Annotated in this window: 25 protein-coding genes; 14 read left to right on the forward strand and 11 right to left on the reverse strand. The window is 57.9% G+C overall.

What is annotated here, in order from left to right; translation table 11 throughout:
* Positions 1-49: 49 nt before the first annotated feature.
* A complete protein-coding gene (locus tag AC1MEE_RS21195) occupies positions 50-703 on the forward strand; it encodes a TetR/AcrR family transcriptional regulator (RefSeq protein WP_480411512.1) in 654 nt (217 codons plus the stop codon).
* A gap of 154 nt (positions 704-857) precedes the next feature.
* On the opposite strand, the gene AC1MEE_RS21200 is transcribed toward AC1MEE_RS21195, so the two are convergent.
* Positions 858-1,217, reverse strand: a complete 360-nt coding sequence (locus tag AC1MEE_RS21200; protein WP_480416292.1) for a RidA family protein — start codon at positions 1,215-1,217, stop codon at positions 858-860.
* A 432-nt stretch (positions 1,218-1,649) separates the two neighbouring features.
* Here AC1MEE_RS21200 and AC1MEE_RS21205 point away from each other — a divergent pair, with 432 nt between their 5' ends.
* Complete coding sequence (locus tag AC1MEE_RS21205) at positions 1,650-2,399, forward strand: hypothetical protein (protein ID WP_480411513.1); 750 nt, start codon at positions 1,650-1,652, stop codon at positions 2,397-2,399.
* 201 nt (positions 2,400-2,600) lie between these two features.
* On the opposite strand, the gene AC1MEE_RS21210 is transcribed toward AC1MEE_RS21205, so the two are convergent.
* Positions 2,601-4,709, reverse strand: a complete 2,109-nt coding sequence (locus AC1MEE_RS21210) for a putative bifunctional diguanylate cyclase/phosphodiesterase (RefSeq protein WP_480411514.1) — start codon at positions 4,707-4,709, stop codon at positions 2,601-2,603.
* Between the two features lie 199 nt (positions 4,710-4,908).
* Here AC1MEE_RS21210 and AC1MEE_RS21215 point away from each other — a divergent pair, with 199 nt between their 5' ends.
* The 3 genes from AC1MEE_RS21215 (at position 4,909) to AC1MEE_RS21225 (ending at position 8,053) form a co-directional block, all read left to right on the forward strand.
* Complete coding sequence (locus tag AC1MEE_RS21215; RefSeq protein ID WP_480411515.1) at positions 4,909-5,610, forward strand: VIT1/CCC1 transporter family protein; 702 nt, start codon at positions 4,909-4,911, stop codon at positions 5,608-5,610.
* 133 nt (positions 5,611-5,743) lie between these two features.
* Entirely contained in the window at positions 5,744-6,364 is a 621-nt protein-coding gene (locus tag AC1MEE_RS21220) for a ParB-like protein (protein WP_480411516.1), read from the forward strand.
* Positions 6,365-8,053: a SulP family inorganic anion transporter gene (locus tag AC1MEE_RS21225; RefSeq protein ID WP_480411517.1), complete on the forward strand. Its 1,689-nt coding sequence runs from the start codon at positions 6,365-6,367 to the stop codon at positions 8,051-8,053. It begins immediately after the preceding gene.
* A gap of 139 nt (positions 8,054-8,192) precedes the next feature.
* On the opposite strand, the gene AC1MEE_RS21230 is transcribed toward AC1MEE_RS21225, so the two are convergent.
* The 6 genes from AC1MEE_RS21230 to AC1MEE_RS21255 all read right to left on the reverse strand — a co-directional run bounded on the left by AC1MEE_RS21230 (position 8,193) and on the right by AC1MEE_RS21255 (position 13,735).
* Positions 8,193-9,470, reverse strand: coding sequence for a TerC family protein (locus AC1MEE_RS21230; protein ID WP_480411518.1), 1,278 nt, complete (start codon positions 9,468-9,470; stop codon positions 8,193-8,195).
* A gap of 39 nt (positions 9,471-9,509) precedes the next feature.
* On the reverse strand, positions 9,510-10,766 hold the full coding sequence (locus AC1MEE_RS21235) for an Nramp family divalent metal transporter (protein ID WP_480411519.1): 1,257 nt from the start codon (positions 10,764-10,766) through the stop codon (positions 9,510-9,512).
* A 3-nt stretch (positions 10,767-10,769) separates the two neighbouring features.
* Positions 10,770-11,651: a protease modulator HflC gene (gene hflC, locus AC1MEE_RS21240; protein ID WP_480411520.1), complete on the reverse strand. Its 882-nt coding sequence runs from the start codon at positions 11,649-11,651 to the stop codon at positions 10,770-10,772.
* Positions 11,648-12,682 (reverse strand): FtsH protease activity modulator HflK, encoded by a 1,035-nt coding sequence (hflK, locus tag AC1MEE_RS21245; RefSeq protein WP_480411521.1) that lies wholly within the window; start codon positions 12,680-12,682, stop codon positions 11,648-11,650. The genes hflC and hflK overlap by 4 nt, the downstream gene beginning before the upstream one ends.
* 180 nt (positions 12,683-12,862) lie before the next feature.
* Positions 12,863-13,339 (reverse strand): WbuC family cupin fold metalloprotein, encoded by a 477-nt coding sequence (locus tag AC1MEE_RS21250; RefSeq protein WP_480411522.1) that lies wholly within the window; start codon positions 13,337-13,339, stop codon positions 12,863-12,865.
* 90 nt (positions 13,340-13,429) lie between these two features.
* Entirely contained in the window at positions 13,430-13,735 is a 306-nt protein-coding gene (locus tag AC1MEE_RS21255; RefSeq protein ID WP_480411523.1) for a hypothetical protein, read from the reverse strand.
* A 412-nt stretch (positions 13,736-14,147) separates the two neighbouring features.
* Here AC1MEE_RS21255 and kdoO point away from each other — a divergent pair, with 412 nt between their 5' ends.
* From kdoO to AC1MEE_RS21280, 5 genes are all read left to right on the forward strand, one after another.
* Entirely contained in the window at positions 14,148-15,023 is an 876-nt protein-coding gene (kdoO, locus tag AC1MEE_RS21260; protein ID WP_480411524.1) for a Kdo hydroxylase KdoO, read from the forward strand.
* Positions 15,024-15,063: 40 nt separating this feature from the next.
* Positions 15,064-15,246, forward strand: a complete 183-nt coding sequence (locus tag AC1MEE_RS21265) for a hypothetical protein (protein WP_480411525.1) — start codon at positions 15,064-15,066, stop codon at positions 15,244-15,246.
* A 59-nt stretch (positions 15,247-15,305) separates the two neighbouring features.
* Positions 15,306-15,875: an N-acetyltransferase family protein gene (locus tag AC1MEE_RS21270; protein ID WP_480411526.1), complete on the forward strand. Its 570-nt coding sequence runs from the start codon at positions 15,306-15,308 to the stop codon at positions 15,873-15,875.
* Positions 15,876-16,165: 290 nt separating this feature from the next.
* On the forward strand, positions 16,166-17,539 hold the full coding sequence (locus AC1MEE_RS21275) for a sensor domain-containing protein (protein WP_480411527.1): 1,374 nt from the start codon (positions 16,166-16,168) through the stop codon (positions 17,537-17,539).
* A gap of 154 nt (positions 17,540-17,693) precedes the next feature.
* A complete protein-coding gene (locus AC1MEE_RS21280; RefSeq protein WP_480411528.1) occupies positions 17,694-18,863 on the forward strand; it encodes a hypothetical protein in 1,170 nt (389 codons plus the stop codon).
* A 195-nt stretch (positions 18,864-19,058) separates the two neighbouring features.
* Here AC1MEE_RS21280 and can read toward each other — a convergent pair whose 3' ends face one another.
* Positions 19,059-19,700 carry a carbonate dehydratase gene (gene can / locus AC1MEE_RS21285; RefSeq protein ID WP_480411529.1) on the reverse strand — a complete coding sequence of 214 codons (642 nt, stop codon included), beginning with the start codon at positions 19,698-19,700 and terminating at the stop codon, positions 19,059-19,061.
* Positions 19,701-19,853: 153 nt separating this feature from the next.
* Between can and AC1MEE_RS21290 the strand changes: the two genes are divergently transcribed.
* Positions 19,854-20,261 carry a serine kinase/phosphatase gene (locus AC1MEE_RS21290; protein WP_480411530.1) on the forward strand — a complete coding sequence of 136 codons (408 nt, stop codon included), beginning with the start codon at positions 19,854-19,856 and terminating at the stop codon, positions 20,259-20,261.
* Between the two features lie 25 nt (positions 20,262-20,286).
* On the opposite strand, the gene rimI is transcribed toward AC1MEE_RS21290, so the two are convergent.
* A complete protein-coding gene (gene rimI, locus AC1MEE_RS21295; RefSeq protein WP_480411531.1) occupies positions 20,287-20,742 on the reverse strand; it encodes a ribosomal protein S18-alanine N-acetyltransferase in 456 nt (151 codons plus the stop codon).
* A gap of 22 nt (positions 20,743-20,764) precedes the next feature.
* Positions 20,765-21,559: an energy transducer TonB gene (locus AC1MEE_RS21300; RefSeq protein ID WP_480411532.1), complete on the reverse strand. Its 795-nt coding sequence runs from the start codon at positions 21,557-21,559 to the stop codon at positions 20,765-20,767.
* A 144-nt stretch (positions 21,560-21,703) separates the two neighbouring features.
* Here AC1MEE_RS21300 and mksB point away from each other — a divergent pair, with 144 nt between their 5' ends.
* Genes mksB through mksF form a run of 3 tightly spaced genes read left to right on the forward strand, consistent with a single transcriptional unit; the run spans position 21,704 to position 26,512 of the window.
* A complete protein-coding gene (gene mksB, locus AC1MEE_RS21305; RefSeq protein WP_480411533.1) occupies positions 21,704-22,981 on the forward strand; it encodes an Mks condensin complex protein MksB in 1,278 nt (425 codons plus the stop codon).
* Entirely contained in the window at positions 22,971-23,681 is a 711-nt protein-coding gene (mksE, locus tag AC1MEE_RS21310; RefSeq protein ID WP_480411534.1) for an Mks condensin complex protein MksE, read from the forward strand. Before mksB ends, mksE begins: the two co-directional genes overlap by 11 nt.
* A complete protein-coding gene (gene mksF / locus AC1MEE_RS21315) occupies positions 23,678-26,512 on the forward strand; it encodes an Mks condensin complex protein MksF (RefSeq protein ID WP_480411535.1) in 2,835 nt (944 codons plus the stop codon). The genes mksE and mksF overlap by 4 nt, the downstream gene beginning before the upstream one ends.
* Positions 26,513-26,567: the final 55 nt, after the last annotated feature.

Consider the following 26,567-nt stretch of genomic DNA (forward strand, 5'->3'; position numbering starts at 1 on the left):
ATAATTTCCGAGCAGGGAATGTGGCTGAAATACTGACAGCGATGACCTTATGTTCAAGAACATAAACTTTAGTCTTGGCATACTTGCCCCCCTCAGTGCCCAACTCCGAGAAGAAAAACTCATGCCATGGCCGGCCACACAGCGTGCAACTACCCGCCAGCGAATCATTGAAAGTGCCACGCGGTTATTTTCTCTGGAGGGTTTCGAGCAGATCAGCATCGACACGATCATGAAGAATGCAGGCTTGACCCGAGGAGCCTTCTATCACCATTTCGCATCCAAGACCGATCTGTACAACGAGGCGATTCGGAACGCAGCCCGAACGGGCGGCTTGCTCCTTGAGCGCGCAGGTGCAGGAGGTTTGCAGCAAGTAATTAAGAGCTATCTGCGAATGGACCATCGTGACGGTAGTCAGATGCACTGTCCTTTGGCGTTCATGGTTTCCGATGTCGCTCGGCAGGACGACGCGATTCGAAGCAACTACTCTCAAATTGTCGCGGCATTCATTGCCCGCCTGGAGGGCGTACTTGCGTCAGAGCCGGAAGGCGTTAATTCCAGGCAGCACGCAATACAGATTGCCGTAGGAATGATTGGCGGAGTAGCGCTGGCTAGAGCCGTAGAGGACATAGAACTAGCTGAAGATATTCTGGCTGCTTGTCAACATGGTTGTTTAGCTCTACTGAAAGACCAAGTCCCGAGCTGATTTTTTTAATCCGGGGTCAGAACGGTTTGCAGCCGCTTGGGGCACCGGCATCTATCCTGTGCCCGTCAAGAATCCAAGACAGCCCGTCAAGGTATCTGGCCAGCCTATTGGCAGCCTGACAGCAGGCTTCATTTGGACGCCGCGGCGGCCATTTTTACGTCAAGTTCCGTATTGCGGTTACCGTCACCTCAATAAGGACTTTCCCCTCAAGAGCGCCCCCAAGACAGGCGCGCTGCGGCCAGTGCCTAGGGTTACTCCCAATCCATTGACACCAAATATCATCCATCAAAGGTTTGTCATCCATGTTGGCGATGTATACCTGCGCTGAGACGATGTGATGTTTGCCGGAACCTAGCTCCTCAAGATTGCGCTGGATCGTTTCTAGCGTTTGAAGTGTTTGCCCTCTCATACCCAGACCTACGTCACTAGCAGTTGCTACCGTCCAAACGAGATCCGCATATGCCGAAGATTTGTTCCGCCCCTGATAGGCACCCTGCACTCGCTCGATATCCATAGAAATAAACGCCCGCTCGGTTTTCAAAAGAGAATATATCCATTCAACGGGCGTAATGCGAGATAGCTGCTACGCTGATTATTGCCTTCTTAGACCGCCTCAAAACGGCTATGCATTGTCGGCTATCTCATGGAGTAACCGACAATGGAGCCATCGACAATGCCGCAGGAAACCCCGCATCAATTCGACGGACCTTCGAGCCACGTGGAAACTAGTTGTGGCATCTGCCTCCACGAACGAAGCCTTGTTGCACGGGCTGCCAGGACATTTCGAAAGCGTTGAACAACTCGACGTACTCTCAAGCGTGCCCCTCGGCATTATCAATATGTGCCACCAGCGCTAGATCGGGCGACCACCCAACGCCTTCCCGGACGTTTTGATCAGCGTTAACAAACGTCCCTGTTATTTTTAACAGGGGTCAGGGATGAAGCCATGCAATACACAACATTTTCAGACGAACAGATCAAGACCCTGATCGAGGCGATAAACATCGACGGCTACGCTGTGCTGCCCGGATGGGCCACCCGCGAACAGCTGACCGACTTACAGACCCTGGTCCTCGACGCGGTCGCAGCGGCGGGCAACGACTACGTTGCCCTGACCGGACACCAAGCCGTTGCCGGCTCACTCTTGCACGAGTGGGGCTGCTCCCCGGTCTTCATCGACTTATGCCGGCGTATCGTTGCGACTGCGACGGGGCGACGTCCAACCGAGCAGGGCCTGCACCAGGTGCTGCGTTGCCTGACCGGTGAACGCGGCCAACGTGAGTCGCTGATTTTCCACTACGACTCCTTCGTGCTGACCACGATCATGCCGGTCTGTATGCCAGACAAGGGCGAACCCGGCGATTTGCTCATACTGCCGAACCACCGACCGCTCCGGCGGACCTACGCCTTGAACCTGATCGACAAGTTGCGGGTCGACAACCGCTGGATACAGCGCCGGTTGGCAAAGGACTTCGCCACTCATGCCGACGGGTTCACGCGGGTCCGAATGCGACCGGGCAACCTCTACCTGTTCTGGGGTTACCGTTCGCTGCACACGAATCTGCCGGCTGACCCGGACACCGTGCGTGCGACCGCCGTCTTTCACTACCACAACGTGCATGCCAGCAGCCTCCTCGCCAGCCGGATACGTCGAACGCTCGGATATCTAAAACCGCGCTCGCCCCTCCCGATGTGAGTCACGAGGAGCTGGCCTGAACCGTGAAGGGGGCTGATGACGCTAGAGCAAGGTTTCAGCCGTCATCAAACGAGCCTGTTCGATATCGCTGGTCACTCGCCAAGGAACCTGGCGCTTTCAGCACTTTTTCAACCGATGGTCTAATCGCGCTGACCAGGCTTTGAATCTGCCCGGGTTTGCGGTTTGGGCGGTGCAGCCGATTTAGCGGCAGACGCCATCGGCCCCGACACTGCCCTCGGCATGTCGAAACAGAGAGCGTGCGGCTACGTTAGCCACACTATTGAGTAGTTGTTCCGCCGGCATGGGACGCCCAAGAAGGAAGCCTTGCAGAGTGTCGCAACCAAGGCGCGTAAGAAGTTCCTGTTGTTCGACGGTTTCTACCCCCTCAGCAACAACTTTCAAGTTCAGCGTCAAGCCGAGCGCGATAATGGCCGAGACAATCGCAGCATCATCGCTGCCATGGGCCAGCTCATTAATGAAACCGCGATCGATCTTCAGCTCATTGGCGGGGAGGCGCTTGAGGTAGAGCAGGCTGGAGTAACCCGTACCGAAGTCATCGATGGAAATGCTCACGCCTATTTCAGCCAGCCGTTCCAGGACCACCAGACTGGCGTCAGCATCACGCATGGCCGTGGACTCGGTGATTTCCAGGGTCAGGTAACGGGCCTCTAGCGAGTGTCGTTGCAGAGCAGCACCCACGAAATCAACCAGTCCGGGATGGGCAAGCTGTAAAGCAGACAGGTTCACCGCAATGCTCCAATCGTGCCCCTGATCGTGCCATTGACGCATCTGCCTGCACGCGTCATCGATCACCCAGTTACCAATCGGAATAATCAACCCGGTCTTCTCCGCCTGGGGCAGAAACTGGTCGGGCGGGATAAGCCCTCGCTCCGGATGTTGCCAGCGCAACAATGCCTCGACGCCAATCATCGGACCATTGGGGGCCAGCATTTTCGGCTGGTAGTGCAACAGAAACTCTCCCCGGTCCAGGGCTTGCCGAAGATCCTGTTGTAGTTGCAACTGCTCGTGCGCATTGGTGTTCATCGCTTTTTCGAAGAAGCAGTAACCATTCCGGCCCTTTTCCTTTGCGTGGTACATGGCCGCATCAGCATTGACCATTAACTCATGCCGAGTGCGTCCATCGTCAGGGTAGATGGCAATGCCTATGCTTGCTGAGACGTGTAAATCATGGCGAGCAATTTGATAGCGGTTACTGATTTGTTTCGCCAACTTTTCCGCAAAAAACGCAGCATCCGCGGGCTCTTCAACCTCAATCAGCAAGACGAACTCGTCTCCCCCCAACCGCGCAACGGTGTCCTGTATACGCGTGACGTTCTGAATGCGTTGAGCTACATCGATAAGTAAGAGGTCGCCGATGTGGTGGCCACAGGCATCGTTGACTGCCTTGAACCCATCCAGATCCATGAATAGCACAGCAAAGTGCCGTTTCTCTCGAGCCGCTTTCTGAATCGTCTGCTCCAGTCGGTCATCCAGCAGTATGCGATTGGGTAACCTGGTCAAGTTATCGTGCAACGCCAACTGGATCAGTTCGCTGTTCGCATGAGCGAGTGAAGTGGCGAGGATCGTGGTGCGTGCGTCCAGCATCGAAACGATCAGCGCAATGGCAATCACCGCCAGGGTGACCACAAGAACCAGTACAGCTAACCATTTTGTGTCGATTCCATTGTTCACGGCACCGCAATAACTGCCAATGGGGAATTGCGCGGCAGCCATGCCGGTGTAGTGCATACCAACGATGGCGCACCCCATCACCAGTGCCGCTCCAGCGCGGGTGAAGGCGACCTTCTCAGAATGCCGACGCAAACGGAAGGCGATCCACAGTGCCGCTCCTGAAGCTAGCACAGCGATGATGATGGATAACGCAAAGCGACCGGGAATATAAACAATGCCAGGCATCATGCGCATGGCTTCCATACCGGTGTAATGCATTGCGGCAATACCCAACCCCATCAGAAGGGCACCTAGACACAAACGTAGCCAGGGGAGCTCTTCTTGACAGACCAGCCAGAGAGCAAAGGCCGAAGAGGCAATGGCGATCAACAACGAGGCAACAGTTAGCTCCAGGTCGTAGCCGACGGAGATTGGCAGGTTGAACGCAAGCATCCCGATGAAATGCATCGACCAGATGCCGAAACCCATGGCAAAGGCTCCGCCCGTCAGCCATAGAGAGGCTGCTCGCCCCTTGGCAATAGATACTCGTCCAGTCATGTCGAGGGCCGTGTATGAGGCCAGAACAGCTACGACTATGGAGAAGACGACAAGAACTTCGTTGTAACTGTTGGGGAGCATGAATACGTCCATGATGAGCTTGCCGTGCAGCAGTAGAAGGGATATTAAATTGCCACTACCGCATAATCCATCCTTTTGAAAGACCGCTGAACGGTTTTCACGGAAACGGCGTCCAGCCTTTGGACTTACACCTGTCAAACGGGCGAATAAACTGATTTATAACCAGCAATGATTCAATGATCGCAGGTGTATTTCAACTATGAAATTTCTACGCAAACACTCTGAAACCCATAGAAGTGACCGGATTGGTTGGCTCAGAGCCGCAGTGTTGGGTGCCAACGACGGCATCGTGTCGACTGCCAGTCTTCTAATCGGTGTTGCGGCTGCCCACTCGACGCACAGTACTTTACTCGTGACGGGTATTTCAGGGCTGGTGGCGGGTGCAATGTCTATGGCGGCAGGTGAATATGTCTCGGTGCACTCCCAGGCAGATACCGAACGTGCAGATCTGTTGCGTGAGCAAACAGAACTTGAGACTGAGCCGCTTGCTGAGCATTACGAATTGGCGTCCATTTACATGGACCGCGGAGTTGAGCCTGATCTCGCAAGGAAAGTTGCGACACAGTTAATGACACACGACGCGCTGGGCTCACATGCTCGCGACGAGCTTGGAATTTCTGACGCGCTCAGCGCAAAACCTCTGCAGGCGGCATCCGCGTCAGCAGCCAGTTTTTTTGTCGGAGCAGCACTGCCACTGGGCGTTACTTTCCTGGCCCCGACGGCCAGTGTTATCCCATGGATATCCGGGATGTCCCTTATATTTCTAGCCGCGCTGGGCGGTATCGCAGCCAAGGCTGGCGGCGCCAAACTTCTAGTGGGCGCATGGCGGGTAACGCTTTGGGGAGCCCTGGCGATGGCGGTAACCGCGATAGTGGGCACATCATTCGGCGCCATTGTTTAAGACGGCTCAAACCGACTGTTTTGACTGCTGGGACCCCGTTATGAAGCGGCGCGGAGTATTCAATACTGATTCCTGTCCATACTGCGTTATGCGACATGACCCACACTGTTCACATCGCTTATGGGAGAACCCGATGCTTCGTCCTCAACCCCAACTTATCGATGTAAAGCTCGAAAACCTTCATCCGACCCAAATTACCGTCGGCAAGCTGGAAGTGTCGCTAAAACGAAAAGAATGGGAGGGGCTTGGCAAAAAAGCCCGGAAAGCAGCGTTGGGCAGTCACTGGTTTCCTGCAGTTTCCGGACCCGAGGAAAAGTATTACATCGTTGACCACCACCATTTTGGCCTCGCGTTGCTGGAGGAAGAGGTCAAAAGGGTCAGCGTGATGCTGCTCAAAGATCTGTCCTACCTGGCTCTTCCTGTATTTTGGAGGGTCATGGATAACCATCAGTGGGTACATCCCTACGACAGCGAAGGTGTGCGGCGTGATTTTCACGCAGTCCCTGATCACCTGACGCATATGCATGACGACCCGTACCGCAGTCTTGCAGGTGAGCTGCGCCGAGCCGGGGGATTTTCCAAGGATGTCACGCCATTCAGTGAATTTTTATGGGCTGACTTTTTTCGAAATCTTATCCCCGTCAGCCTGATCAAGGAGGACTTCAGCACGGCACTGATGAAGGCAAAAAAGCTTGCGGGCACCCAGCAGGCACGTTACCTGCCAGGCTGGTGCGGCGTGATCGAGGCGACATAGATGTCAGCACCCAACCCACTGTCCGAACCTGGCAAAACAAACCTGATCGACCGTCTGTCATTGCCGGATATCATTGCCGGCCTGTCGCTGGCTGGCTTGCTGCTGCCGGAGGCAGTCGCTTACTCGAGCATCGCCAATCTGGCCCCTCAGGCCGGGGTCATTGCCCTGTTCGCCGGGCTGGTTTGTTACGGGCTGCTCGGCACCAGCCGCTTCGCCATTGTCTCCGCGACGTCATCGTCTGCCGCTGTACTGGCCGCCGCCTCTGCCACGATGGCCGGTGCAGACAATGCCCTCAGGCTGGTCATTGCAATCGCCTTGGTCATGCTGACCGGTCTGTTTTTTACGGTCGCGGGGCTTGCACGAATAGGCAGTGTGTCGGCCTTTATCGCGAAACCGGTTTTGCGCGGTTTTGCCTTTGGCCTGGCCATAGTGATTATTCTCAAGCAGGTCGCCAGCGTGGTGGGTGTTCACCCACAGCACAGTGACCTGGTCCGATTCGTGGCCGAATTACTCAGTCATATAGGCGCGTGGAATTGGGCCGCCGCCGCAGTGGCCCTCATCGCGTGTGGGCTACTGTTCTTGTTTGCCCGCGTGCCACACCTGCCGGGAGGGCTGCTGGTCATCGTCATCGGCATCGCTGCCGGTGAATGGCTGAATCTGTCGCAGTATGGCATCGGCCTGGTCGGCTCCATCGACTTGCAACTGGCAGCGCCGACGCTGCCGTCTCTGTCGTATGCAGAGTGGCTACGCGTAGGAGAAGTCAGTATCGCCATGGTGTTGATCCTCTACGCAGAGTCCTACAGTTCGATCCGAAGTTTTGCGATGAAGCACGGCGACAGCGTGTCACCCAACCGGGATTTGCTTGCACTGGGCGCCGCCAACCTGGTGTCTGGGCTGTTTCATGGCATGCCGGTGGGCGCGGGTTATTCAGCGACATCGGCAAACGAGGCATCCGGCGCGGTATCGCGACTGGCAGGCTGGGCTGCTGCGTTTACTCTGCTGATCATTGTGTTGACGTTATTGCCAAACATCGCGATGACACCGGAACCGGTATTGGCGGCTGTCGTCATACACGCCGTCAGCCATACGCTGCGCCCAGCGGTTTTCAAGCCTTATTTCACCTTGCACCGCGACCGGCTGGTTATCATCGCCGCTGTTTTGGCGGTACTGGCTTTGGGTGTATTGGACGGCTTGCTGGCCGCCATCGCGGTCAGCCTGGTGATGCTGTTAAGACGGTTGTCGGAGTCGTCGGTGACCATTCTTGGCCAGCTCAATCATGGCCATGATTTCGTCAGCAAAACCCTCCATCCAGAAGCGCAGGCGGTGACTGGCCTTCTGATCCTTCGCCCGGACACCGCCCTTTTCTTTGCGAATGCCGAACGGGTCCTGGCCCAGATACGAAACTACATCACGACCGCTGGCGATGATGTGCATACCGTTATCGTCAGCCTGGAAGAGTCGCCGGACATGGATAGCTCGAGCGTGGAAGCGTTACAAGATTTTTGCAAAGCGGTCATCGGCCAGAACAAGCATTTGTTGTTCGCTCGCTTGAAAACGCCGGTGCAACAGCTCTTGGTTCGCGCAGCGATTCCAGGTTTGCCCATCGAGACACTGTGTGCGCTAAGCGTGGATGATGCGGTCAAAGTCGCGCAGGGCCTCTATCCCTGGCCAAAGCCGCACGACGACTAGGCTCTGTACGAAAAGTGCCTGCGCTCGGTGATGCTGCGTTAAAAACAGGCTCGGAATGCTCATTTACAACACGTAAACTCCGCTTCCTCGCCTGTTTTTGCCTTGCCTGACCTTCGCTCGGCGACTTTTCGTACAGACCCTAGTGAGCGCGTACACACTGGATTTGCGAGAAGCTGCCGCCGCTGAGCGTCACCACATTGCTGTTGGTCTTCTCTATTTCGCTGGGCGGCGTGAGGTGAAGCTCAATGATTGCGGCGGACGGGTTCTCCCAGAGAATCTTTTTAAGGCTCACGTAACCTGATGCTTCTCCGTTCCCGGTGACGATGCGTATCGAACTGCCACCTGGGCGGTAGTAAACGGTGGCAATGGCACCTGGGCACACATAGGCGCTGTCTGCCACGGGCTTCGGCAACAGGCCGCCAGCGAGACCGCCAATGAAGTTGTACAAAAGCCAGCTCACCCCGAAGATGCCCCCCAGCCCCACCAGAATCTGCACAGGCCCACCGAGGGTTCGACGTGTACGCTCGGGCACGGGATCCGGGACGCTGCCCGCGGCGGCGGATGCGGATGCGGCCGACTCCGCAGATTGCGACGCGCCGGTACGCAGCGTCGCGCTGGGAGCAACAGCGGCGACAGTCAACACGCTGTCGAGGGCGGCTTCAGCGACAACCCGCGACTGTACAGACGCCAATGCCGGAGGTGTCTTTCGAATCCTTGGTGCCGGTCTGGGAACCCGAGTGCGCTGCCGACGGATGATGCGCGCTTGCAGGACCACGAATGCCGCACACAGGAGCGGTACCATCACGTTCAGCCCAGGCGATTGGGTATTCACCCAGCCCTCCACAGCCGGATCGGAGACGGCGAGATCGCCCGCGACATAGCCGAGTAGCGCGCTGCCCACCGAGACCAACAACGGGTTGTGCTGAAGCAGCCGCGTGATCTGCAGGCTACCGAACATCAACAGCGGCACACTCAGCAACAATCCCAGCACCAGATAGAAAATGCTGCCTTGAGCAACGGCAGCCAACCCGACCACGTTGTCCATGCTCATGACCAAATCGGCGATCAATACGGTGGTCACGGCACCCGACAGAGTGGACGGGGAGGTTTCAGCCGGGCCACTTTCGTCGTCCACGTCCTCTTCGATCAGCAGCTTGATTGCGATGACGATCAACAGCCCCGCGCCGATAAGCTTGAGAAAGGGTACGAGCAGCAACCAGCCGGCCAGTGTGGTCAGCAACACGCGCAGCACGATGGCGACGCTGGTGCCGATCATCACCGCCTTCTTGACCTGATCCGGAGGCAGCCCGCGGCAGGCCAGAGCGATCACCAGCGCGTTATCGCCGGACAGGATCAGGTCCAGCAGGCCTATCTGAAAGATCATGCCGAGCGCGTGCAGTAAACCTTCAAACATCATTAGAACTGCTTCCAGGCAAGGAGATACTTCATATGAACATCACCCTAGCGAACCGGTCAGCCCGGCATACAGACCGAGTATTGAGGTAAACGCGAAGATCACGCCGACGACCAGCGCGTAACGCCCACGCAATCGATGCGCTGCCGGCAAGGCACTGCGCGCCAGTAAGAACAGCAACAGGAGCACCAGCGGGAGCAGGAGCGCATTGGCCACACCGACGGCGATCGACATCTGAACAAGGTTGACGCCGGAGGCAACCAGTACCGCACCGGCAATCAGCAATACGGCGAAAGGACCATAGAACCACGGTGCATCCAGAGCGCGTCGTTCCAGCGAATGGCGTACCCCAATCACCTCGCCCAGCGCCCAGGCTGCGGTCAGGCAGACCACAATGGTCGCCACCAGGGCTCCGCCGGACAGCCCGATGGCGAACACGGCTCGGCCCCAGGTCGGGCCAATCAGGTCTCCGAATGCTTCCCCTATCTGGGCGATGCTATCCAGGCTCGTGCCATGGTCATGGGCGCCCAACGTGGCGCCAGCGGCGATCACCAACGCGGCGGTCAGCACCTGACAAAGCACCGCACCGACCAGCGTATCAATGCGCGCCAGCCGCAGCTGGCTCACGTTCAGTCCTTTGTTGATCAGCGCCGACTGTTGGTAGAACACGGTCCACGGCATTACGCTGGTTCCGAGGTTGGCCGCCACCAAATACAGGTAATCATGATCGCCGAGTGGCATCTGAGTGATCTCGCGCAGGATCTGTTGACCGTCCGGGTGCGCCTTGAACGCCATCACCAGAAAGGCCAGCCCGAACATCCCGATGACAATGGTCACGCGCTCGACCGAGCGGTAGGAGCCGGTCAGCACCATGCCGAGGATCAAGACCACCAGCACCCCAAGGACTTGCCAGGCTGGAATGTCAAACAGGCTGCCCGCGCCCACCAAACCGCTCATCTGAGTGACCAGTGCACCGAAGCAGCTCAGCAGCAACACCGCGACGGATATGATCGCTACCGCTTTACCGAAGCGTTGCCGAACCAGCTCGATATAACCCTTGCCGGTGCACAACCCCAGCCGCACGGTCAGCTCCTGCGTCATGAACATCAGCGGGACCAGCAGGAACTGTAGCAACAGCAAGCGGTAGCCCCACTGCGCCCCGCTCTGCGCGGCGGTAATCACGCTGCCGGCCTCGGTGTCGGCCAGCATCACGACCAGGCCTGGTCCGATGACGGCGAACAGGCGTGCCAACCGCCGCCGAAATGCTTTGCTGTCTGGAGTACGGTCGATGATGTGCATCGTTTACTTCGAGGTGGTCGCAGCAGGACCCGTGCGAAACTGCTTCAGGAACTCGGCGTCTGGCGTCAGCACCAGCGTCGGCTGGCTCTCTGCCAGCGACTGCCGGTAAGTCTGCAACGAACGGTATAGCTTGTAGAACTCCGGATCCTTGCTGAAAGCGGCCGAGAGTATCTGGTTGGCCTCGGCATCCGCTTCACCGTGGGTGATCGCCGCCTGGCGCTGAACTTCTGACAACAGGACCGTACGGTCCCGGTCGGCCTTGCCCTGGATCTGTTGAGCCCATTCAAAGCCCTGCGCGCGCAGCTCCTTGGCCTCGCGTTGGCGCTCGGATTTCATTCGGTCATAGATCGCCTGACTGGCCTCGAACGGCAGATCGGCACGGTGCAGGCGTACTTCGGTCACTTCGACCCCAAGTGCCCGAGCTTTGTCCGCCACGTCTTTTTCGATGGTAGCGACTTCTGGCCGACGGTCCGGCGACAGCAACGAGCGCAGCGCTACTTGACCCAGCTCACGCCGCAACGAAGAACTGACCATCTGCGTCAGTTGGGCGTTGGCCTGGTCCAGCGTACCCACCGCCTGGTAGAAGCGCAGCGGGTCGCTGATACGAAAACGTGTATAGGTCTCGACCTCAATGCGTTTCTGATCGCCAAGGATCACCTGTTCAGCCGGTGAGGTCAGCATCTGCAGGCGACTGTCGTAGAACACCAGCGAGTCGCTGAACGGAACCTTGAACTTCAGGCCAGGTTCACCGGCCACGCCCATAGGAGCGCCAAATCGGATGATCAACGCCTGCTGGGTTTCATCGACAACGTAGACCGACGATGCCAACGTCCATAGCGCAGCGATGCCGATTCCGGCGGCCAGCCATTTGAGCGTGGGGTTCATGGTCTGGCGTCCTTCTGAACAGTCTTGCCTGGGTCGGATAGAGGCATGTAGGGCACCACGCCGGACATGCCCTTTCCAGAAGAATCGATAATGACCTTGGAGGCCTTCTTCAGCACCTCGTCCATGCTCTCCATGTATAAGCGCCAGGCGGTGACGTCCTTGGATTGCACGTAGCTGTAGTAAACAGACAGAAAACGCTTGGCCTCACCCTCGGCCAGGTTGCCGACCTGCGATTTGTAGGCTTCGGCGTCCTGCGTGATGCGCGCCGCATCGCCACGCGCACGGGGAATGACATCGTTGGCGTAGGCTTCTGCTTCGTTGCGGGCGCGCTCCTGGTCAGCGCGAGCGCGCTGCACGTCGTTGAAGGCATCGATAACCTGCGGCGGCGGGTCTACCCGTTGCAACTGAACCTGGGTAATAAGGATCCCGGCCTGCTCGCTGTCCAGCAGCTGTTGCAGCAGCTCGCGGGTTTCATCGGCGATCTGCGCTCGTTTGTCGGACATGGCAGATTGAATCGGCGTGCGGCCGATGACTTCGCGCAGGGCGCTTTCGGCTGCGATCTTCACCGAGCGCTCTGGATCGCTAATCTTGAACAGGTAAAGTCCGGCGTCCTTGATTCGCCAGAATACGGTGCAGTCGGCCTCGACGATGTTCTCATCGCCGGTCAGCATTTGCTTGTCGCGCGAACCGCTGTTACCCGTCGTCAGGGCAGTGCTGGCAGTACCCAGCTGCAATTGGTTGACCTGAGTCACCTTCGGCAGCAGCACGGTTTCAAAGGGATAGGGCAGGTGATAATGCAACCCGGACTCAGTGGTATCCACCCAGCGGCCAAAACGCAGTACTACGCCTTGCTCGTCCGGCTGCACTTTGTAGATGCCAGCTGTGACCCAGGCCAACACAATGAGCCCGCCGATCAGCGCCAGGCCGCGGCCTTTCAGGTCCAGAACAGCGACGCCATAGTTGATCCGCTCGCGCAGACTCGCCGACGAGCTGGCGGCTTCAGCCGGAACAGGGGCGGGGCTATCGGTCATGCAGTTGCTCCTGTCCGTCGGCTGACGGGCGCTCCCTACTTGGGGGTGGGGGGCGCCGAAGCCGCGCAGAATACCTGAACCGGCAACCGTCGTCACTGACATGGATCATGTTAGAAACATGACCCAAAACCGAGACGAGCCCCACAGGAAAACAGGCTTTTCCGCACCCGGCTCCTGCGCCTAAAGACCGGGCAGACGCTGACCGATTTGCGCCGTGGCGTACCAATCCAGGATCGTGGAAGCCAAGGGACTGCCTTCCGCTCCGGACCAAGGGGTAAAGTCCTCTTCGGCGACCGGCATATAGGGTCCATGCTTCACCTCGAAGATCACGCCTCCCACATCCAGGGAGAGTACGGCGTGCCAGCAGCCGGCAGGGATTTCCAGAACCGCGCAGTCTTCGCCCAGCACGGTGCGCTGGATGACGTTACCGGCGTCATCGAAATTCAACACGACAAACCGACCGCTCAGCGGATAGAGCAATTCCCAGGTATGGGGATGACGCTGTGCACGGACGTAAGTACCTGGCTCCATGGCAATCGCCAGGCGCTGGATGGGGTCGGCCAGCTCGACGTGCAGGTTGCGGTTAGCACGCAGGCGGGGTGATTGCTGGGCTTGGGCCGCGAGAGCGCCCAGGTCGGCGGGGGTGATCTGTTTCATATGAAGTTACCGATACGGGCAAAAGGAGCGATTATGGCCCAGCCCGCCTGCGGACACAAAACACCACGCAACAGGACCAACACTTTGCCATCAAGAAGCGCGTGAAGCCTGCCGGCGAAGAAAAAGAAGCGCAATCATCGGAAATCCCAATCCCAGAACAATCGAGCTGCCCACCATGCCTTCACGGCCAAAAATACCAAATGCACCACCAAACAGTATCGCTGCCAGCGCAGGCACTCCCAGTGCACAAATCATCAGGGCATGAGCGCCTAAAAATCGCTTCAATGAACCCTTGGCATTGAATATACAAATCAGCCACAGGTGCATCCAGATCACAATCGTCACCAGGTACAAACTGAGATGGAGCAGATCCCTGATCAGTCCATATCCGTGCATATACCACCCCCTCCCGAACAGTTCCATTACTCTATCGGCTTATGGACAATTTAACGCAGTAGTCCATAGGTACCTTTGCCGTTACACAGAATACATGATCAACGGCTGACCGCACTTCGGTACTCCAAAGAAACACCAGCGCGCTCCCACCTCCGAAGCGGGCCAACGAAGGGGGTGCGGTATCCAGGATCCAATCCTGCCAAGGCGCACGCGCCCCCAACCTTGCTGGAACACCCGCTTGATTTCCGCCAAAAAAATTGCCCTTTAGACCATGAGTTTGTAGGCTATACCTCTTGATACACAGCCCGTTACATCCTCGCCAAGCGCAGATGACAACTTTTTCGGCGCACTAACTTGATAGCCAGTCCTTGTCACTGTGCACACAGTAAGCGTCACACCGGAGACAAGTAACATGACTGAAATTGTCAGTCTACCTATCACGTCGTGGGACCAGCCAGCCAGTAGTGCCGATCAGACGCTAGCCATCGAGGCACTGGAATCGGGCAACGTTGTCCTGCTCCCTCATCTGCCTTTCGCAATCCACGACGATGAACGTCCATTGCTTGAGTCCAACATGATTCAGGGCATCAAGAATGTCAGCCTGGTTCCCGCTAACGGGACGTTTAAAGGCAGCAAGGGCAACAGTGCTGAATTACAGCAACTGCAAGCCATGATGATGCGCTTCGCTACGTCAACTAAAACCCTGGCCAACAACCTGCTCAGCACCTATCAAGAGGGGTTGCAACAAGCTCGCGCCAGCTTCCGTCCTGTGGAAATTGCTGGGCGCCCAACCTCTTGGCGCAAAGACGACACCCGCTTACACGTTGATAACTTTCCCTCCTCGCCTACCTTGGGCAAGCGAATCCTGAGGGTATTCAGCAATATCAATCAGCAAGACCAGCCTCGCGTCTGGCGGCTCGGCGAACCCTTCGAGGCGGTCGCGAAACGCTATCTCTCGTCGTTGCCAAAACCGCTTTGGGGATCGAGCCAGGTACTGAATGCGCTGGGTATTACCAAATGCCGACGTAGTGCTTATGACCACTACATGCTGCGCCTGCACGACCAAATGAAGGCCGATCAGACGTATCAGAAGCAAGCTGCACAACACGAGCAGCGGTTCCCGGCAGGAACGACCTGGATGGTCTTCACCGATCAGGTTTCCCATGCCGCCATGAGCGGCCAGTGCGTACTGGAGCAAACTTTTCTGCTGCCGGTCGAGTATATGCACAACCCAGGGCAAGCACCGCTCCGCGTTCTTGAGCGGTTGACGGGTCGGGGACTGGTCTAGTCCCCGGGACTTTCTGAGCGAACGTCACGCAAGTGTCCGAGTGCTCACCCCTCTGCACGGTCATCCTGCCGCCAGGCTGTTCGACGATCAGCTTGGCGTGGGTACGCCTCCCACGGCGATCTGCGTCTATCCTCTTAGGCGCATCAACACCACTGATCCCTTTGGTCGCTCTTCAGCATCGACCTTTGATCTGGATCAGTCAGCGGCACCCTCCGAGGCGTAAAACAAACTCAAAGGTGCCACGCTTAGAGGCCACCCGTTCCTTGCGATGGAGAAATAAACATGACCATAACTCCAACAAACCCTGTCAGCGCCAGTGCGGCATTTCCCAGCGTAAAAGGCGAACATTGGATCGATTTGCTAAGTAACGGCACCCATATCCTGATCAGACCCTTGGCGCCTTATGACAGGGACAGAGAGTTTGATTTCATCAAAAAACTCTCCCCAGAGTCGCGACACTTTCGCTTTCTCGGTTCGATGAGCGAACCCAGTGCCGCGCTGCTCGACCAATTGATGGACATAGATAGCAAACAGCGAATGGCTTATGTGGCGCTGGCTCATCAAGACGGCGAGTTGACCGAAATAGGCGTGAGTCGCTATGCCGCTCTGGATGAAGAGGGGCAATGCGAATGTGCGGTAGCCATTGCCGATGCCTGGCAACACCTTGGCATGGGCAATTTACTCATGCGGCATTTGATCGACGCGGCACGACGGAACGGCTTTCGGCAGATGATCTCCATTGACTCGTCGAGCAATACGCATATGCATCAACTCACCAAACTGTTGGGTTTTGAATGCCACCGAGACCCACTGGATGCCAGTCAAGTCATCTACAAAATCGCATTGCATTAATTCCGCCCTCGGAAATAGCACGGCAGTATCAACGTAACTAATGTGCTATCTGTTTCTGCCTTGACCCGTCATTTGCTCCCCTTCAGCCCTCCAATAGTCAGGAGGGCTAACACCTCGAAACGTTCAAGCCCGACGCCCTCTGTCATCCATTATCAATCTTGTGACGCACTCGACAACTGGATCCAAATTTGAATTAAAAATCGCGCTATGCTTTGGCCAGTATCTGTTGCAGCCTACCCTTCTGGATGTCGGAAATTGCCCATTAATTTTTCCAGGCGATCGCTTCCCTCATGGAAAATACCTATGCACCGCTGAGCAATTTCGTGGACCTGATGCTCGACGCTGTGTGCGTTGTCGATACTCAGGGCCGCTTTTTATTTGTGAGTGCGGCGTGTGAACGCATTTTCGGCTACACCGCTGAAGAGATGATCGGCCAGGTCATGCTCGACATGGTGCTGCCCGAGGATCGAGAGCGGACCTTGCAGGCAGCCAAAGAAGTTATCGCGGGGCAGTCCAAACCTCATTTCGAAAATCGCTATGTGCGCAAGGACGGGCAAGTCGTCCACATCATGTGGTCGGCCCGTTGGTCGGAGGTCGATCAACTGAGGGTCGGCGTGGCGCGCGATATCACTGAACGCAAGCAAGCCGAGTCGATGCAGGCTGCGCTGTACTCCATTTCTGAAGCCGCGCACGCCGCCGAGGATTTACTCGCCCTGTTTCAACGCATTCATCAGATCATTGGCGAACTGCTGCCCGCGCTGAATTTTTCCGTGGCGCTGTACGACGAAAAGAATGACCAACTGAGCTTTGCTTACCATGTCGATGAGCAGGAGCAGGTGCCTCCCCCACAAGCGGTCGCGTACACCTTGAGTGCCGAAGTGATCCGCAGCGGTCAGCCACTGCTATTAACCCCCGAGACGGTGACGACCCTCCCTGAATCGCTACGTGCCGTGGTCGCCACCGATTCGTTGTGCTGGTTGGGCGTGCCGCTGCATTCACACAGGGGCACCATCGGGGCATTGATGGTCAAGAGCTATTCAGGCGGTGCGCGCTACACCGAGAAGGACCAGGAGCTCTTGCAATTCGTCTCGACTCAGGTCGCCACCGCCATCGAGCGCAAACAGTTGCAAGCCCGACTGCAATACATGGCGCAATACGACCAACTGACCCAACTACCTAATCGCGGACTGTTCCATGATCGGCTGCAAACCGCGCTCGCCATGGCGCGGCGCGAACAAGGTCAGTTCGCCCTGCTATACCTCGATCTGGACAAATTCAAACAGGTCAACGATACCTTGGGTCATGCCATGGGCGACTTGCTGCTGCAAGAAGTGGCTCAACGCCTCAAACAGTGTGTGCGCGAAACCGATACGGTTGCGCGCATCGGCGGTGACGAGTTCCTGGTGCTGCTACACAACATCCAGTTTCCGGAGGACGCGTTACGGGTGGCTGAAAAAATCCATTGCGCGCTCAATCACCCTCTGGACATGGAAGGCCACAGTTTGCGCACGCTGCTGAGCATCGGGATCGCGCTCTATCCCGAACATGGTATGGAGGAGAAACAGCTGCTCAAACACGCCGATGAAGCCATGTATTTCGCGAAAAAGAATGGCGGCAATCACTTCCGCACGAAGGCTGAACCCAACCCGTTCGATACCAAATGATGAGCGCCCTCCTCACCTATCTCTGACTTCATCTGCTATTTCAGACAGCAATATCAGAAAGCCTTCATTTTTGACTTTCCTAACGCTCGAACTCCTGCTTGAGTATCTGCGCCAACAAACGCCCTCGGGCCAATAACGCAGTCAAGGAAAGGCTATGTCAAAACTCTCTGTTTTCTCCACCACCCTTGCAGCACTGACGCTCAGCGTTGCTGCGCAGGCTGACGTCCAGGTCAAACTGGGCAGTCAGGAACGGGTGACGCAACTCTTCTCTTATCCCAACAACTGCAATGTCATCTGCTTCCGTAACTGGACGCTGGAGCAGACGGTCGCGCATTACTTGACCCAGAGCGTGGAGCGCGATGGCTACAGCACAGCCAAGGTGCGCGTGCAGACCCAAGGTCACGATCTTTACGCGATGATCAGTGGCGTGCCTGATAGTTATGGCAAACCGCTCAACGCGCTGCTCGACGCCGGGGATCTGGCTTACAAGGGCGCAAGCAAACTCGACGCCGATGCCAAGTGGCAATACAGCTGGTATCTGTTCCTGCCGCTGGGCATGGCCCTGGAAAATCGCAAAAGCGTCGAACTGCTGCATTTCCCGCCGGACTATTCACTGACCCAGGCGCAGGATTATCTGCGCTCGGCCACCACTGATCGCTGGGCCACGCTGTTGACCGACAACGGCATCCCCGCCAAAGAAACGCCGGGCTATCAGACCATCATCGATATCGCGCCGATTGCCGCACCCGCCTCGGCCGGCAAGGAGCTGGAAGGGGTCTACAGCTACTTCACCGACTATCAGACCACGATGGTCAAGCAGGTCAGCCAGACCGCCAAGGGCGCTTCGTTGCCAATGGTGGCGTTCGGTGCGCCGGTGCGGAACTGGGTCAAACAGCAATACGGCGTCGATGTGCCGGTGCTGGGTCTGGGCAGCATCAGCCCGAGTGGAGGGGAAAAAGTTGCGGTGCTGGGCTCAAACCATCCAAGCTATATCTGGTACGCCGCCAACAAAGACAACTATGGCGGTGACGAAGCGAAAGCCGATGCCGCGGGGTTGAAAGTCATGGGCCAGGATTTGAGTGCCGCGTGCTGGCAGGCGGGGATGGGCAAGACGCCTGGCGCCAACCCTGAGGCCACGTTGGGCCAATGCACGCAGAACTGGCAGGTAACGAACAAGGCGCAGACTTGCGAGCTGTTCTATACCTCGATCCGCGAGCTGACGCCCGAGCAGGCCAAGGCCAAGTGCAGCACCAGCGGCGTGTCACGCTCACTGAAACAATTGCAGCAACCGATTGGCCCGGAGCTGGTTCAGCCGTATCTGTAAACGAAAAATCCCCCTGTAGGAGCTGCCGAAGGCTGCGATCGAGCGGGAACCGGTCGCTTTCTTGAGATCGCTGAAGGTCGTACCGACCTTATCGCAGCCTTCGGCAGCTCCTACAGGGCCCCAGTTTGCTGCGCGACAGCGCCGCGTCGAAGACGGGGCGAAATCTCCTACAGGTGTTCTGTGTGTTGGCTGGGATCATTCGCCCAGCGGACGCAGCCGGTATTGCGGCGGCAGTTGCTCGAAACCGCTGATCGTCGCGTTCAGGCTTTTCCAGCGGCCATCCTTGATGCCATAGATGCAGCCATGGATCGACAGGCTCTGCCCTCGGTGCCAGGCGTTTTGCACAATGCTGGTGTGGCCGACATTGGTCACTTGCTGGATGACGTTCAGCTCGCACAGTCGATCGACGCGCTCTTCTTCAGTCGGCAACTTCGCCAAAAGTGCACGGTTTTCGTAGTAAAGGTCGCGGATCGAACGCAACCAGCCGTCGATCAAACCCAACTGACGATCCTGCATCGACGCACGCACGCCGCCACAGCCATAGTGGCCCGTGACCAGGATGTGTTTGACCTTGAGTACGTCCACCGCGTACTGAATCACCGACAGACAATTGAGGTCGGTGTGCAGCACAACGTTGGCGACGTTGCGGTGTACGAACAGATCGCCCGGCAGCATGCCGACGATCTCGTTGGCCGGCACGCGCGCGTCCGAACAACCGATCCACAGGTACTCCGGCGCCTGCTGGCGGGCCAGTTTGGCGAAAAACTCCGGGTCCTTCTGCTTGATCGCATCGGCCCAGCGCTCATTGTTATCAATCAGATCTTGCAGTTCGTTCATGTTTTGATGCCTCGAAGAGGATGCCCAGCTTTGACTGGCGCCCGGCTGTCTGGGTCACGCTGATGTGCCACTACTTTGGCTGAGGAACAAAAGGAATCTTCAGGGTTATGGCCGGTCCACCTTCTATAAGGCCCCAAAAAGTGAGGAATTGCCATGACTGAATCACGCCGCCCTTACGGGGCTCCGCAGCCTGAACCCATCGACGACAACGAAGACCGGATGGGCTCAATAGAAGAGCTGGACTTCGATGAAGACGAGCCAACCGGTCGCATCGGTGACCTTGTGCCCGAAGACGAACTCGCCCGTGAGATCCCCGATAAACGTGTGCGCGAAGCGGGAATGACCGGCGCCTCGACTTCGGATCACCATTACACCGACGATGATCTGAACCAGGAAACCATGATCGACGAAGATGGCGCACGCTCGGCTGACGAAGCTGGCGAAGACCACCCTGCCGATTGGGATTTGAGTATTGTCGATGAAAATGACATTGGGGGTGGTGACGGTCTGGATGAAGCCGAACTGGCTAACCTCGATCCGCTCGACGGCAAGCCAGAGTAAAGGCTATTCCAGCCCCGAGTAGACGCTACTCCTCTAACAGCGTACAGGCCATGACCAGCGCATCTTCGCGCCCGCCCACCGCCGGATAGTAATCACGTCGGCGGCCTATCTCGTTGAAGCCATAGCGCTCATACAAACGATAGGCTGACTGATTGCTGGCGCGCAGTTCCAGGAAGCATTCGCGCGCGTTCAACTGGTAGGCGCGCGACATCAGTTGCTCCAGCAAGCGCAGGCCCAGACCACGGCCCTGGCTCTCCGGCTTGACGGTGATGTTGAGCAGATGCGCTTCGTCGATGATGACGTTGATCACGCCGTGCCCGACTTGCTGGGCGCCTTCGAACATCAGCCAGATTTCGTAGGACTTGAGCCCGTCGAGGAAAATGCCTCGGGTCCAGGGGTGGCTGAACGCTGCGTATTCGACTTTCAGTACAGCTTCCAGGTCCGCCTCGGTCATCGGACGGAAGGTTACGGCGTCGTTCATTGGGGCATTCTTTTTCAAGGCGTCAGTCATCGATCGTTTTCCAGCGCGTCATCAGCCGACGCATGGCTTGCCAGACATCGGCCTTGCGCTGTGGCTCATCCATTAATAATTCCAGGCCCGGCAGCGCCCAGGCACAACCCAGGCCTTCGACCTGCAGTTCTCGATTATAGGACTCGGCATCGGCTTCGCCGGAAAATCGCACCGAAGGCAAGCCGATCAGCCACAGACACGCGCAAGGCTCATCCTCCAGCCGGGCCAGGACAAACCCCTGGACGAAATCACGTGCCGCTTCAGGGCCTTGATCAAGTTGCCCGCGCACCAGCAATGGCCAGCGCACCGGTTCGCCGATGACTTGCGGGCTGTCGGGCAGACCGGCGGCACGCAGCATGTCTTTGAGTAACAAATACGACGGATCGCGGCTCTGAAACGCCTCGCCTGTGGGTAACTCGACCAGCAACAGGCAACGCCCGGCCCGTAGCAATTGCAGGGCAAAGCGTGGTGGAGGGACAACGGCGGCCTTGATCGGTGCAGGAGCGGCCTCTACTTCGGCCACGGCGCCACTTCGAGTGCTGGCAAGCGATGGACGCGGCACTTCGATTTTTGGACGTTCGACCACAGGGCGCGGCGTTATCGGGGAGACTGCTGCTGGCGTAACAACAGCAGCGACGGGCGCAGCTACGCTCGGCTCGACCGGCAGCGGTAGAGGCGCCAGCAATTCCGGGCGCGAGGGCGCTGCAAAGGGCAGTTCTGTGCGCGGCAGCCAATTGACCACCTGCATGGCGGTCAGATAAGCGCGGCGGCGGGACTCGTTAAGCAAAGGTCGGCCACCTGTGGATAAGTAAAGAGGGAGATTCTACCGCCCTTCGCCGATTCCCGCCGCAGTTGATCGCCTGGTGATGAAATCTTGGGTAGCCGATGCAGTACAATCGCTGCTTTTATTTGCTAACCAGCCGGCCTTCCAATGATCGAACCTAAGCGCGTCTTGCGCGCCCTTGCCGAACACTGGGCGTTACTTGAGCCACTGTGCGAACACTTCGACCAGGGCACCTTGAGCCTGAGCGAGCTGCGCCTGCAACTGGCCGCTCAACAACTGGACAGCACGCCACAGGACATCACCAGCCTGCTGGACGTGTGGATTCGTCTGGACATTCTGGTTCCAGTGGCCAAAAGCCCGAACCGTTTTGAACTGAATGCGCAGATCCATGACTTCCTTTCTTACCTCCGGCGCGAGCATCGTCTCGGCCTGTGCCTGGAGATTGAAGCCTATCTGCGCCATCTGGAGCGCCTGGCAGGTTACATCCAGGACGCTTTCGACGTCCGCGATGCCCACGATCTGGCGCGGCAACTGCGCCTACTGGACATGCGCGTGCGTGATGTCCTGAAAAAACTGGCCAACGATGAGCAGGCACTGGTCGCCGTGGCCGACCGGGCCAAGACCAGTGACCGGCAGATTCCGCTGCGTCAGCGCTATGCCGAAGTGCTGGCGACCTGGGACGAATACATCGAACCGATGATCCAGCTGGTCAACGCCGACGGCGCGTTCGAGCAGGGCGTGCGCAAGGTCGAAAATGTCCTGCTGCGCTTGCTCACTGAACAACAGCGCCTGGGCCATCTGGTCGATGACGACATGCTGCTGCGTACCCACGCGCGCATCCTGGAGATGCAGACCAGTGCCCAACTGACCCTGCGTCACGCCCGCGAGTTGCTGCTGCCGTTGCGCGAAGAAGCCCGCCGGCATAACGCCGTGACCCGTGGCGCGGCGCTAGCCTTGTCCGCCATCCGTCGGAAAGGACTCGATGCCGTGCCACAAGCGGCAATGCCGATGTTCACCCGCCCGCAAAGCACCTTCCTGGGCAGCGCCAGCCAGGTCGAAGCCTATGTCTATGCACTGGCTCGTTTCGAACCGAAACCGGCGAAATTCCCCAAGGCCAGCACCACGCGCAAGGGCGAGCCACCGCGAGCGCCGCGCACGGTCAAAGAGATGCTGGAGCGCTGCGAAGACGCCCTGCCGATGCCGGATTTGATGATTTGGCTGCTGGAGCAGGAACCGGACGGCGCTACCGACGAATTGCTGTACTGGTTCTCGCGCCTGTCGCGGGACAAACGTTTTGCCCGCGAACGCCTCGAACGTCGCGATTATCACACTCAGGAGCATCAGGTCAGCCTGCGCTCCTTCGCCCTGCTCTCTAGCCGAGACGAACCTCTAGAGACTTCTGCGAGTACACCTCATGCATCTTGATCTATCCGAACTGTCCCAGCTGGCGCCGATCTTTCGTGAGCTGTTCAAGGGGTACCACGTCAGCCGCCGCGACCCTGAGCTGTACGCGCAACTGTCGAATTTCCAGGACCAGTACCGCACGCTGTTCAAGGCCTTGGGTTTCGAGCTGGTCTGCGACACCCGTGGCTTCTATTACTTCGTCCCGGAACTGGCCGCCACGCAGGTCAACAAGACCGCGCAACGTCTGGCGCTGTTCACCTTCATCATCGTCGAGCACCTGGCCGATCAGGGTCGTGATCCGGTCGCCGTGCTCGATGGTGGCAGTCTGGGGCGTGATGAACTGCCCTCATTGCTGGAAAAATACCGTGACCTGTTTCTGCAGGCCGAGGTGCAGACCCAGGAAGAGCTGGAAGAGAAAATCATGCGCCGCATGACCCAGCTCGGTTTCGCCAGCGAAGAAAACGGCATCTACCGTTTCCTGCCGCCGATGCACCGCTTCCTCGACGTCTGCTTGTCGGTGCAGCAGGACCGCGATCTGGCGGCCAGCCTGCACAGCGTCCTGCCCTTGCCGACGCCGATCCTGATCGACGATGACAGCGACGAGAAACTGTTGGAAACCGATGATCCGCTGGATCTCGCCGAATTCGACGAGCCAGAAGAAACCGAAGCGCAGGCGCTGGCCCGCGCCATTGCCGCCGAGCAACAGGAGATCGACGCATGAGCCAGGAACGCTATGGCATACGCCGTTTTGCCCTGCTGAACACGGCCGGTTACAGCCTCGGCCTGTTCCCGCTGGAACACCCATTGTCGGTGTACGGCGCAAACAACCTGGGTAAAAGCGCCTCGATCAACGCCCTGCAATTCCCGATTCTGGCGCGTATGTCAGACATGAGTTTCGGCAAATACAGCCTGGAACAATCACGACGCTTCTATTTCGCCTCCGACACCAGCTACATCCTGGTGGAAGTCGCGCTACCCCACGGCCCGCATGTGATTGGCGTGGTCGGGCGCGGGCCAGGTGGCGGCTTTGGTCACCAGTTCTTCGCGTATGCCGGCAAGCTGGATCTGGCGCACTACCAGAAAAACGACACTTGCCTGCGGCAGAAAGAGCTGTTCAGCAACCTGGAAAGCCAGGGCCTGAAAGCTTACGAATTAAAACCCGACGAGCTGCGTCGCTTGCTGGTGGGTGGCCACACGTCGATCCCGCTGGACCTGACCTTGATCCCGCTGCGCTCCACCAGCGAACAGAGCCTGAAAACCTTCCGCGCCTTGTTCATCAACCTGCTGCACATGCGCGAAATCACGGCAGCGAAACTCAAGCAGTTGTTCCTCGATGCCTTCGAACACAGCCTGCGGTCCGGCAGCGTCGATTACATTGCTGCGTGCGAAGAAGCTTTCCGCGACGTTCGCCGCATGGAACAGGACTACAACTCATTGGTGCTCGCCGGTCCACTGGTCGAAGCCCTGTCTGCCGGGGTCAAACAGCGGGAAGTGCTGCGCGGTAAATTGCACCGCCTGTCCCCGCTGCTCGACTCGCTGCTAGGCACCTGGCAGGACTACTCCAACGCGCGCAAAGAAGAGTTGGTGATCCAGGCCGAGCATTACCGCAACGAACAGGATTCGCTGCAAAACGATCAGCGCGGCGGCACTCAGGAGCTGATGCGCCTGGAACGTGAAATCAGCGGTATCCAGCGCTGGATCGGCGAACTGTCGGTCCTCAAGAATCGCTTTGCACTGGTCGATGACGTCAAGGTGCTGGAGCAGCAATTGCTGGCCGCCAAGGACGCTCACGATGAGCTGGCCGGTGCGCTGGCCCAGTCCCGGCAGTTCAGCGCCGAGGATCTGGACGAGCGTCTGCGCGATCTGGAAAAACGCCTGAAGTCGGTCAAACAACAACTCGATCACGCAGACAACAACAGCTACGCCCGCCTGCGCGAAGAGTTCTCACAGCCGGATGTCGAGCGTCTGATGCGCCTGTTCAACAGTGCGTTGTTCAGCTTGCCGCTCGGCGAGCAAGGCATTGCGCTGGATGACGGCGATGCGTGGGTCAAGTCGCTGGAGCTGATCCTCGACGGCTTCAAAGGCGAGCGCTTTGAAGTCCCGGGTTTGACGATCAATTTGTCCCACATCGAACCACCAGCGCTGCAAGCCCTGGCCGACCGCGCGGCATTGCGTGATCAGAAAGAGCGTCTGGAAAAAGAACTCAAACAACTGAAAACCCAGCAGGCCGTCGCCTCCGATCGCGCCGCGAGCAAAACGCAGACCGAGGCTTTGTATCAGCAGGTATTGGACGCGCAAAAGGCGCTGGAAGACTTCCGTCGCAGCCAGACCCTGAGCGCGGAAGAGCCGGAAAAACTCGAACAACTGGCGCAAATGGAAGCTGCGCAAGACGAGCTCAAACGCTCCAGCGATGCCTTCACCGAACGCGTCCAACAACTGTCGGCCAAGCTACAACTGGTCGGTCGGCAGATTGGTGACATGGAAGCCAAGCAACGCACGCTGGATGATGCATTGCGTCGTCGCCAGTTGCTGCCTGCAGATATGCCGTTCGGCACGCCGTTCATGGAGCCAGTGGATGACTCACTGGAGAACTTGCTGCCATTGCTCAACGATTATCAGGACAGTTGGCAGGGCTTGCAGCGCAGTGATGGTCAGATCGAAGCGCTGTACGCTCAGGTTCGCCTCAAGGGCGTGGCCAAGTTCGACAGTGAAGATGACATGGAGCGGCGCTTGCACTTGCTGATCAACGCTTACGCGCATCGCCAGGACGAAGCATTGACCTTGGGCAAGGCGCGGCGTGCGGCGGTGACCGACATCGCCCGCACCCTGCGCAATATCCGCAGCGATTACGACAGCCTCGAACATCAACTGGCGCTGTTCAACCGCGAGATCAACAAACGGCAGGTGTCCAACCTGGCAAGCTTCCGCATCGTTCTGGCACCGAACAAAGAAGCGCTCAAGCACATTGACCAGATCATCCACAGTGCTGGCCAGTACGAAGAAGGCGAGACATTGTCGGTGTTCGACCTGAGCCAGAGTGCCGATCAGGACAACAAGAACGAAGAAGCCAAGGAGTATCTAGCGCGGCTGGTGGCAGCGAACCATAACCAGCTTGGCTTGAAGGATCTGTTCGAACTGGCGTTCGAGATCACCAAGGTCAACGGCCAACCGGTGATCCATACCGACATCGATGGCGCGGCGTCCAACGGCACCACCATGACCATCAAAGCGCTGACCAATATGTATTTATTGCTGCACCTGATGGATCGCGACCAGGCTGGGCGCATCCGTCTGCCTTACTACCTGGACGAAGCGGCCGACATCGACGAGAAAAACCAGGCTGCCTTGCTGGAAACCAGCTTGCAGCTGGGCTTTGTGCCGATCCTGGCCAGCGTCAAGCCGCAGGTCTCCGCGCACGTGGCCATCGACCTGGAGGGCGGCAGCGGACCCAACGGTATCTACATCGACGAGGCCGACTGGAAATACATCCGTCGCCATGATGAGGTGAAAGCGGTGGAGCCTGATCCTGAATCCGAGGTCGAGCTGGCCTGACCACTAGCAAACGCGCAATAAAAAAGGGCCGCACAGTGATGCGGCCCTTTTTTAT

Source organism: Pseudomonas sp. ASL3 (assembly GCF_056680425.1).

Bases quoted from the DNA above. Each gene is read 5' to 3' on its own strand.
- AC1MEE_RS21195 (WP_480411512.1), top strand. From the start codon at position 50: ATGTTCAAGAACATAAACTTTAGTCTTGGCATACTTGCCCCCCTCAGT.
- AC1MEE_RS21200 (WP_480416292.1), bottom strand. From the start codon at position 1,217: ATGGATATCGAGCGAGTGCAGGGTGCCTATCAGGGGCGGAACAAATCT.
- AC1MEE_RS21205 (WP_480411513.1), top strand. From the start codon at position 1,650: ATGCAATACACAACATTTTCAGACGAACAGATCAAGACCCTGATCGAG.
- AC1MEE_RS21210 (WP_480411514.1), bottom strand. From the start codon at position 4,709: ATGCTCCCCAACAGTTACAACGAAGTTCTTGTCGTCTTCTCCATAGTC.
- AC1MEE_RS21215 (WP_480411515.1), top strand. From the start codon at position 4,909: ATGAAATTTCTACGCAAACACTCTGAAACCCATAGAAGTGACCGGATT.
- AC1MEE_RS21220 (WP_480411516.1), top strand. From the start codon at position 5,744: ATGCTTCGTCCTCAACCCCAACTTATCGATGTAAAGCTCGAAAACCTT.
- AC1MEE_RS21225 (WP_480411517.1), top strand. From the start codon at position 6,365: ATGTCAGCACCCAACCCACTGTCCGAACCTGGCAAAACAAACCTGATC.
- AC1MEE_RS21230 (WP_480411518.1), bottom strand. From the start codon at position 9,470: ATGATGTTTGAAGGTTTACTGCACGCGCTCGGCATGATCTTTCAGATA.
- AC1MEE_RS21235 (WP_480411519.1), bottom strand. From the start codon at position 10,766: ATGCACATCATCGACCGTACTCCAGACAGCAAAGCATTTCGGCGGCGG.
- hflC (WP_480411520.1), bottom strand. From the start codon at position 11,651: ATGAACCCCACGCTCAAATGGCTGGCCGCCGGAATCGGCATCGCTGCG.
- hflK (WP_480411521.1), bottom strand. From the start codon at position 12,682: ATGACCGATAGCCCCGCCCCTGTTCCGGCTGAAGCCGCCAGCTCGTCG.
- AC1MEE_RS21250 (WP_480411522.1), bottom strand. From the start codon at position 13,339: ATGAAACAGATCACCCCCGCCGACCTGGGCGCTCTCGCGGCCCAAGCC.
- AC1MEE_RS21255 (WP_480411523.1), bottom strand. From the start codon at position 13,735: ATGCACGGATATGGACTGATCAGGGATCTGCTCCATCTCAGTTTGTAC.
- kdoO (WP_480411524.1), top strand. From the start codon at position 14,148: ATGACTGAAATTGTCAGTCTACCTATCACGTCGTGGGACCAGCCAGCC.
- AC1MEE_RS21270 (WP_480411526.1), top strand. From the start codon at position 15,306: ATGACCATAACTCCAACAAACCCTGTCAGCGCCAGTGCGGCATTTCCC.
- AC1MEE_RS21275 (WP_480411527.1), top strand. From the start codon at position 16,166: ATGGAAAATACCTATGCACCGCTGAGCAATTTCGTGGACCTGATGCTC.
- AC1MEE_RS21280 (WP_480411528.1), top strand. From the start codon at position 17,694: ATGTCAAAACTCTCTGTTTTCTCCACCACCCTTGCAGCACTGACGCTC.
- can (WP_480411529.1), bottom strand. From the start codon at position 19,700: ATGAACGAACTGCAAGATCTGATTGATAACAATGAGCGCTGGGCCGAT.
- AC1MEE_RS21290 (WP_480411530.1), top strand. From the start codon at position 19,854: ATGACTGAATCACGCCGCCCTTACGGGGCTCCGCAGCCTGAACCCATC.
- rimI (WP_480411531.1), bottom strand. From the start codon at position 20,742: ATGAACGACGCCGTAACCTTCCGTCCGATGACCGAGGCGGACCTGGAA.
- mksB (WP_480411533.1), top strand. From the start codon at position 21,704: ATGATCGAACCTAAGCGCGTCTTGCGCGCCCTTGCCGAACACTGGGCG.
- mksE (WP_480411534.1), top strand. From the start codon at position 22,971: ATGCATCTTGATCTATCCGAACTGTCCCAGCTGGCGCCGATCTTTCGT.
- mksF (WP_480411535.1), top strand. From the start codon at position 23,678: ATGAGCCAGGAACGCTATGGCATACGCCGTTTTGCCCTGCTGAACACG.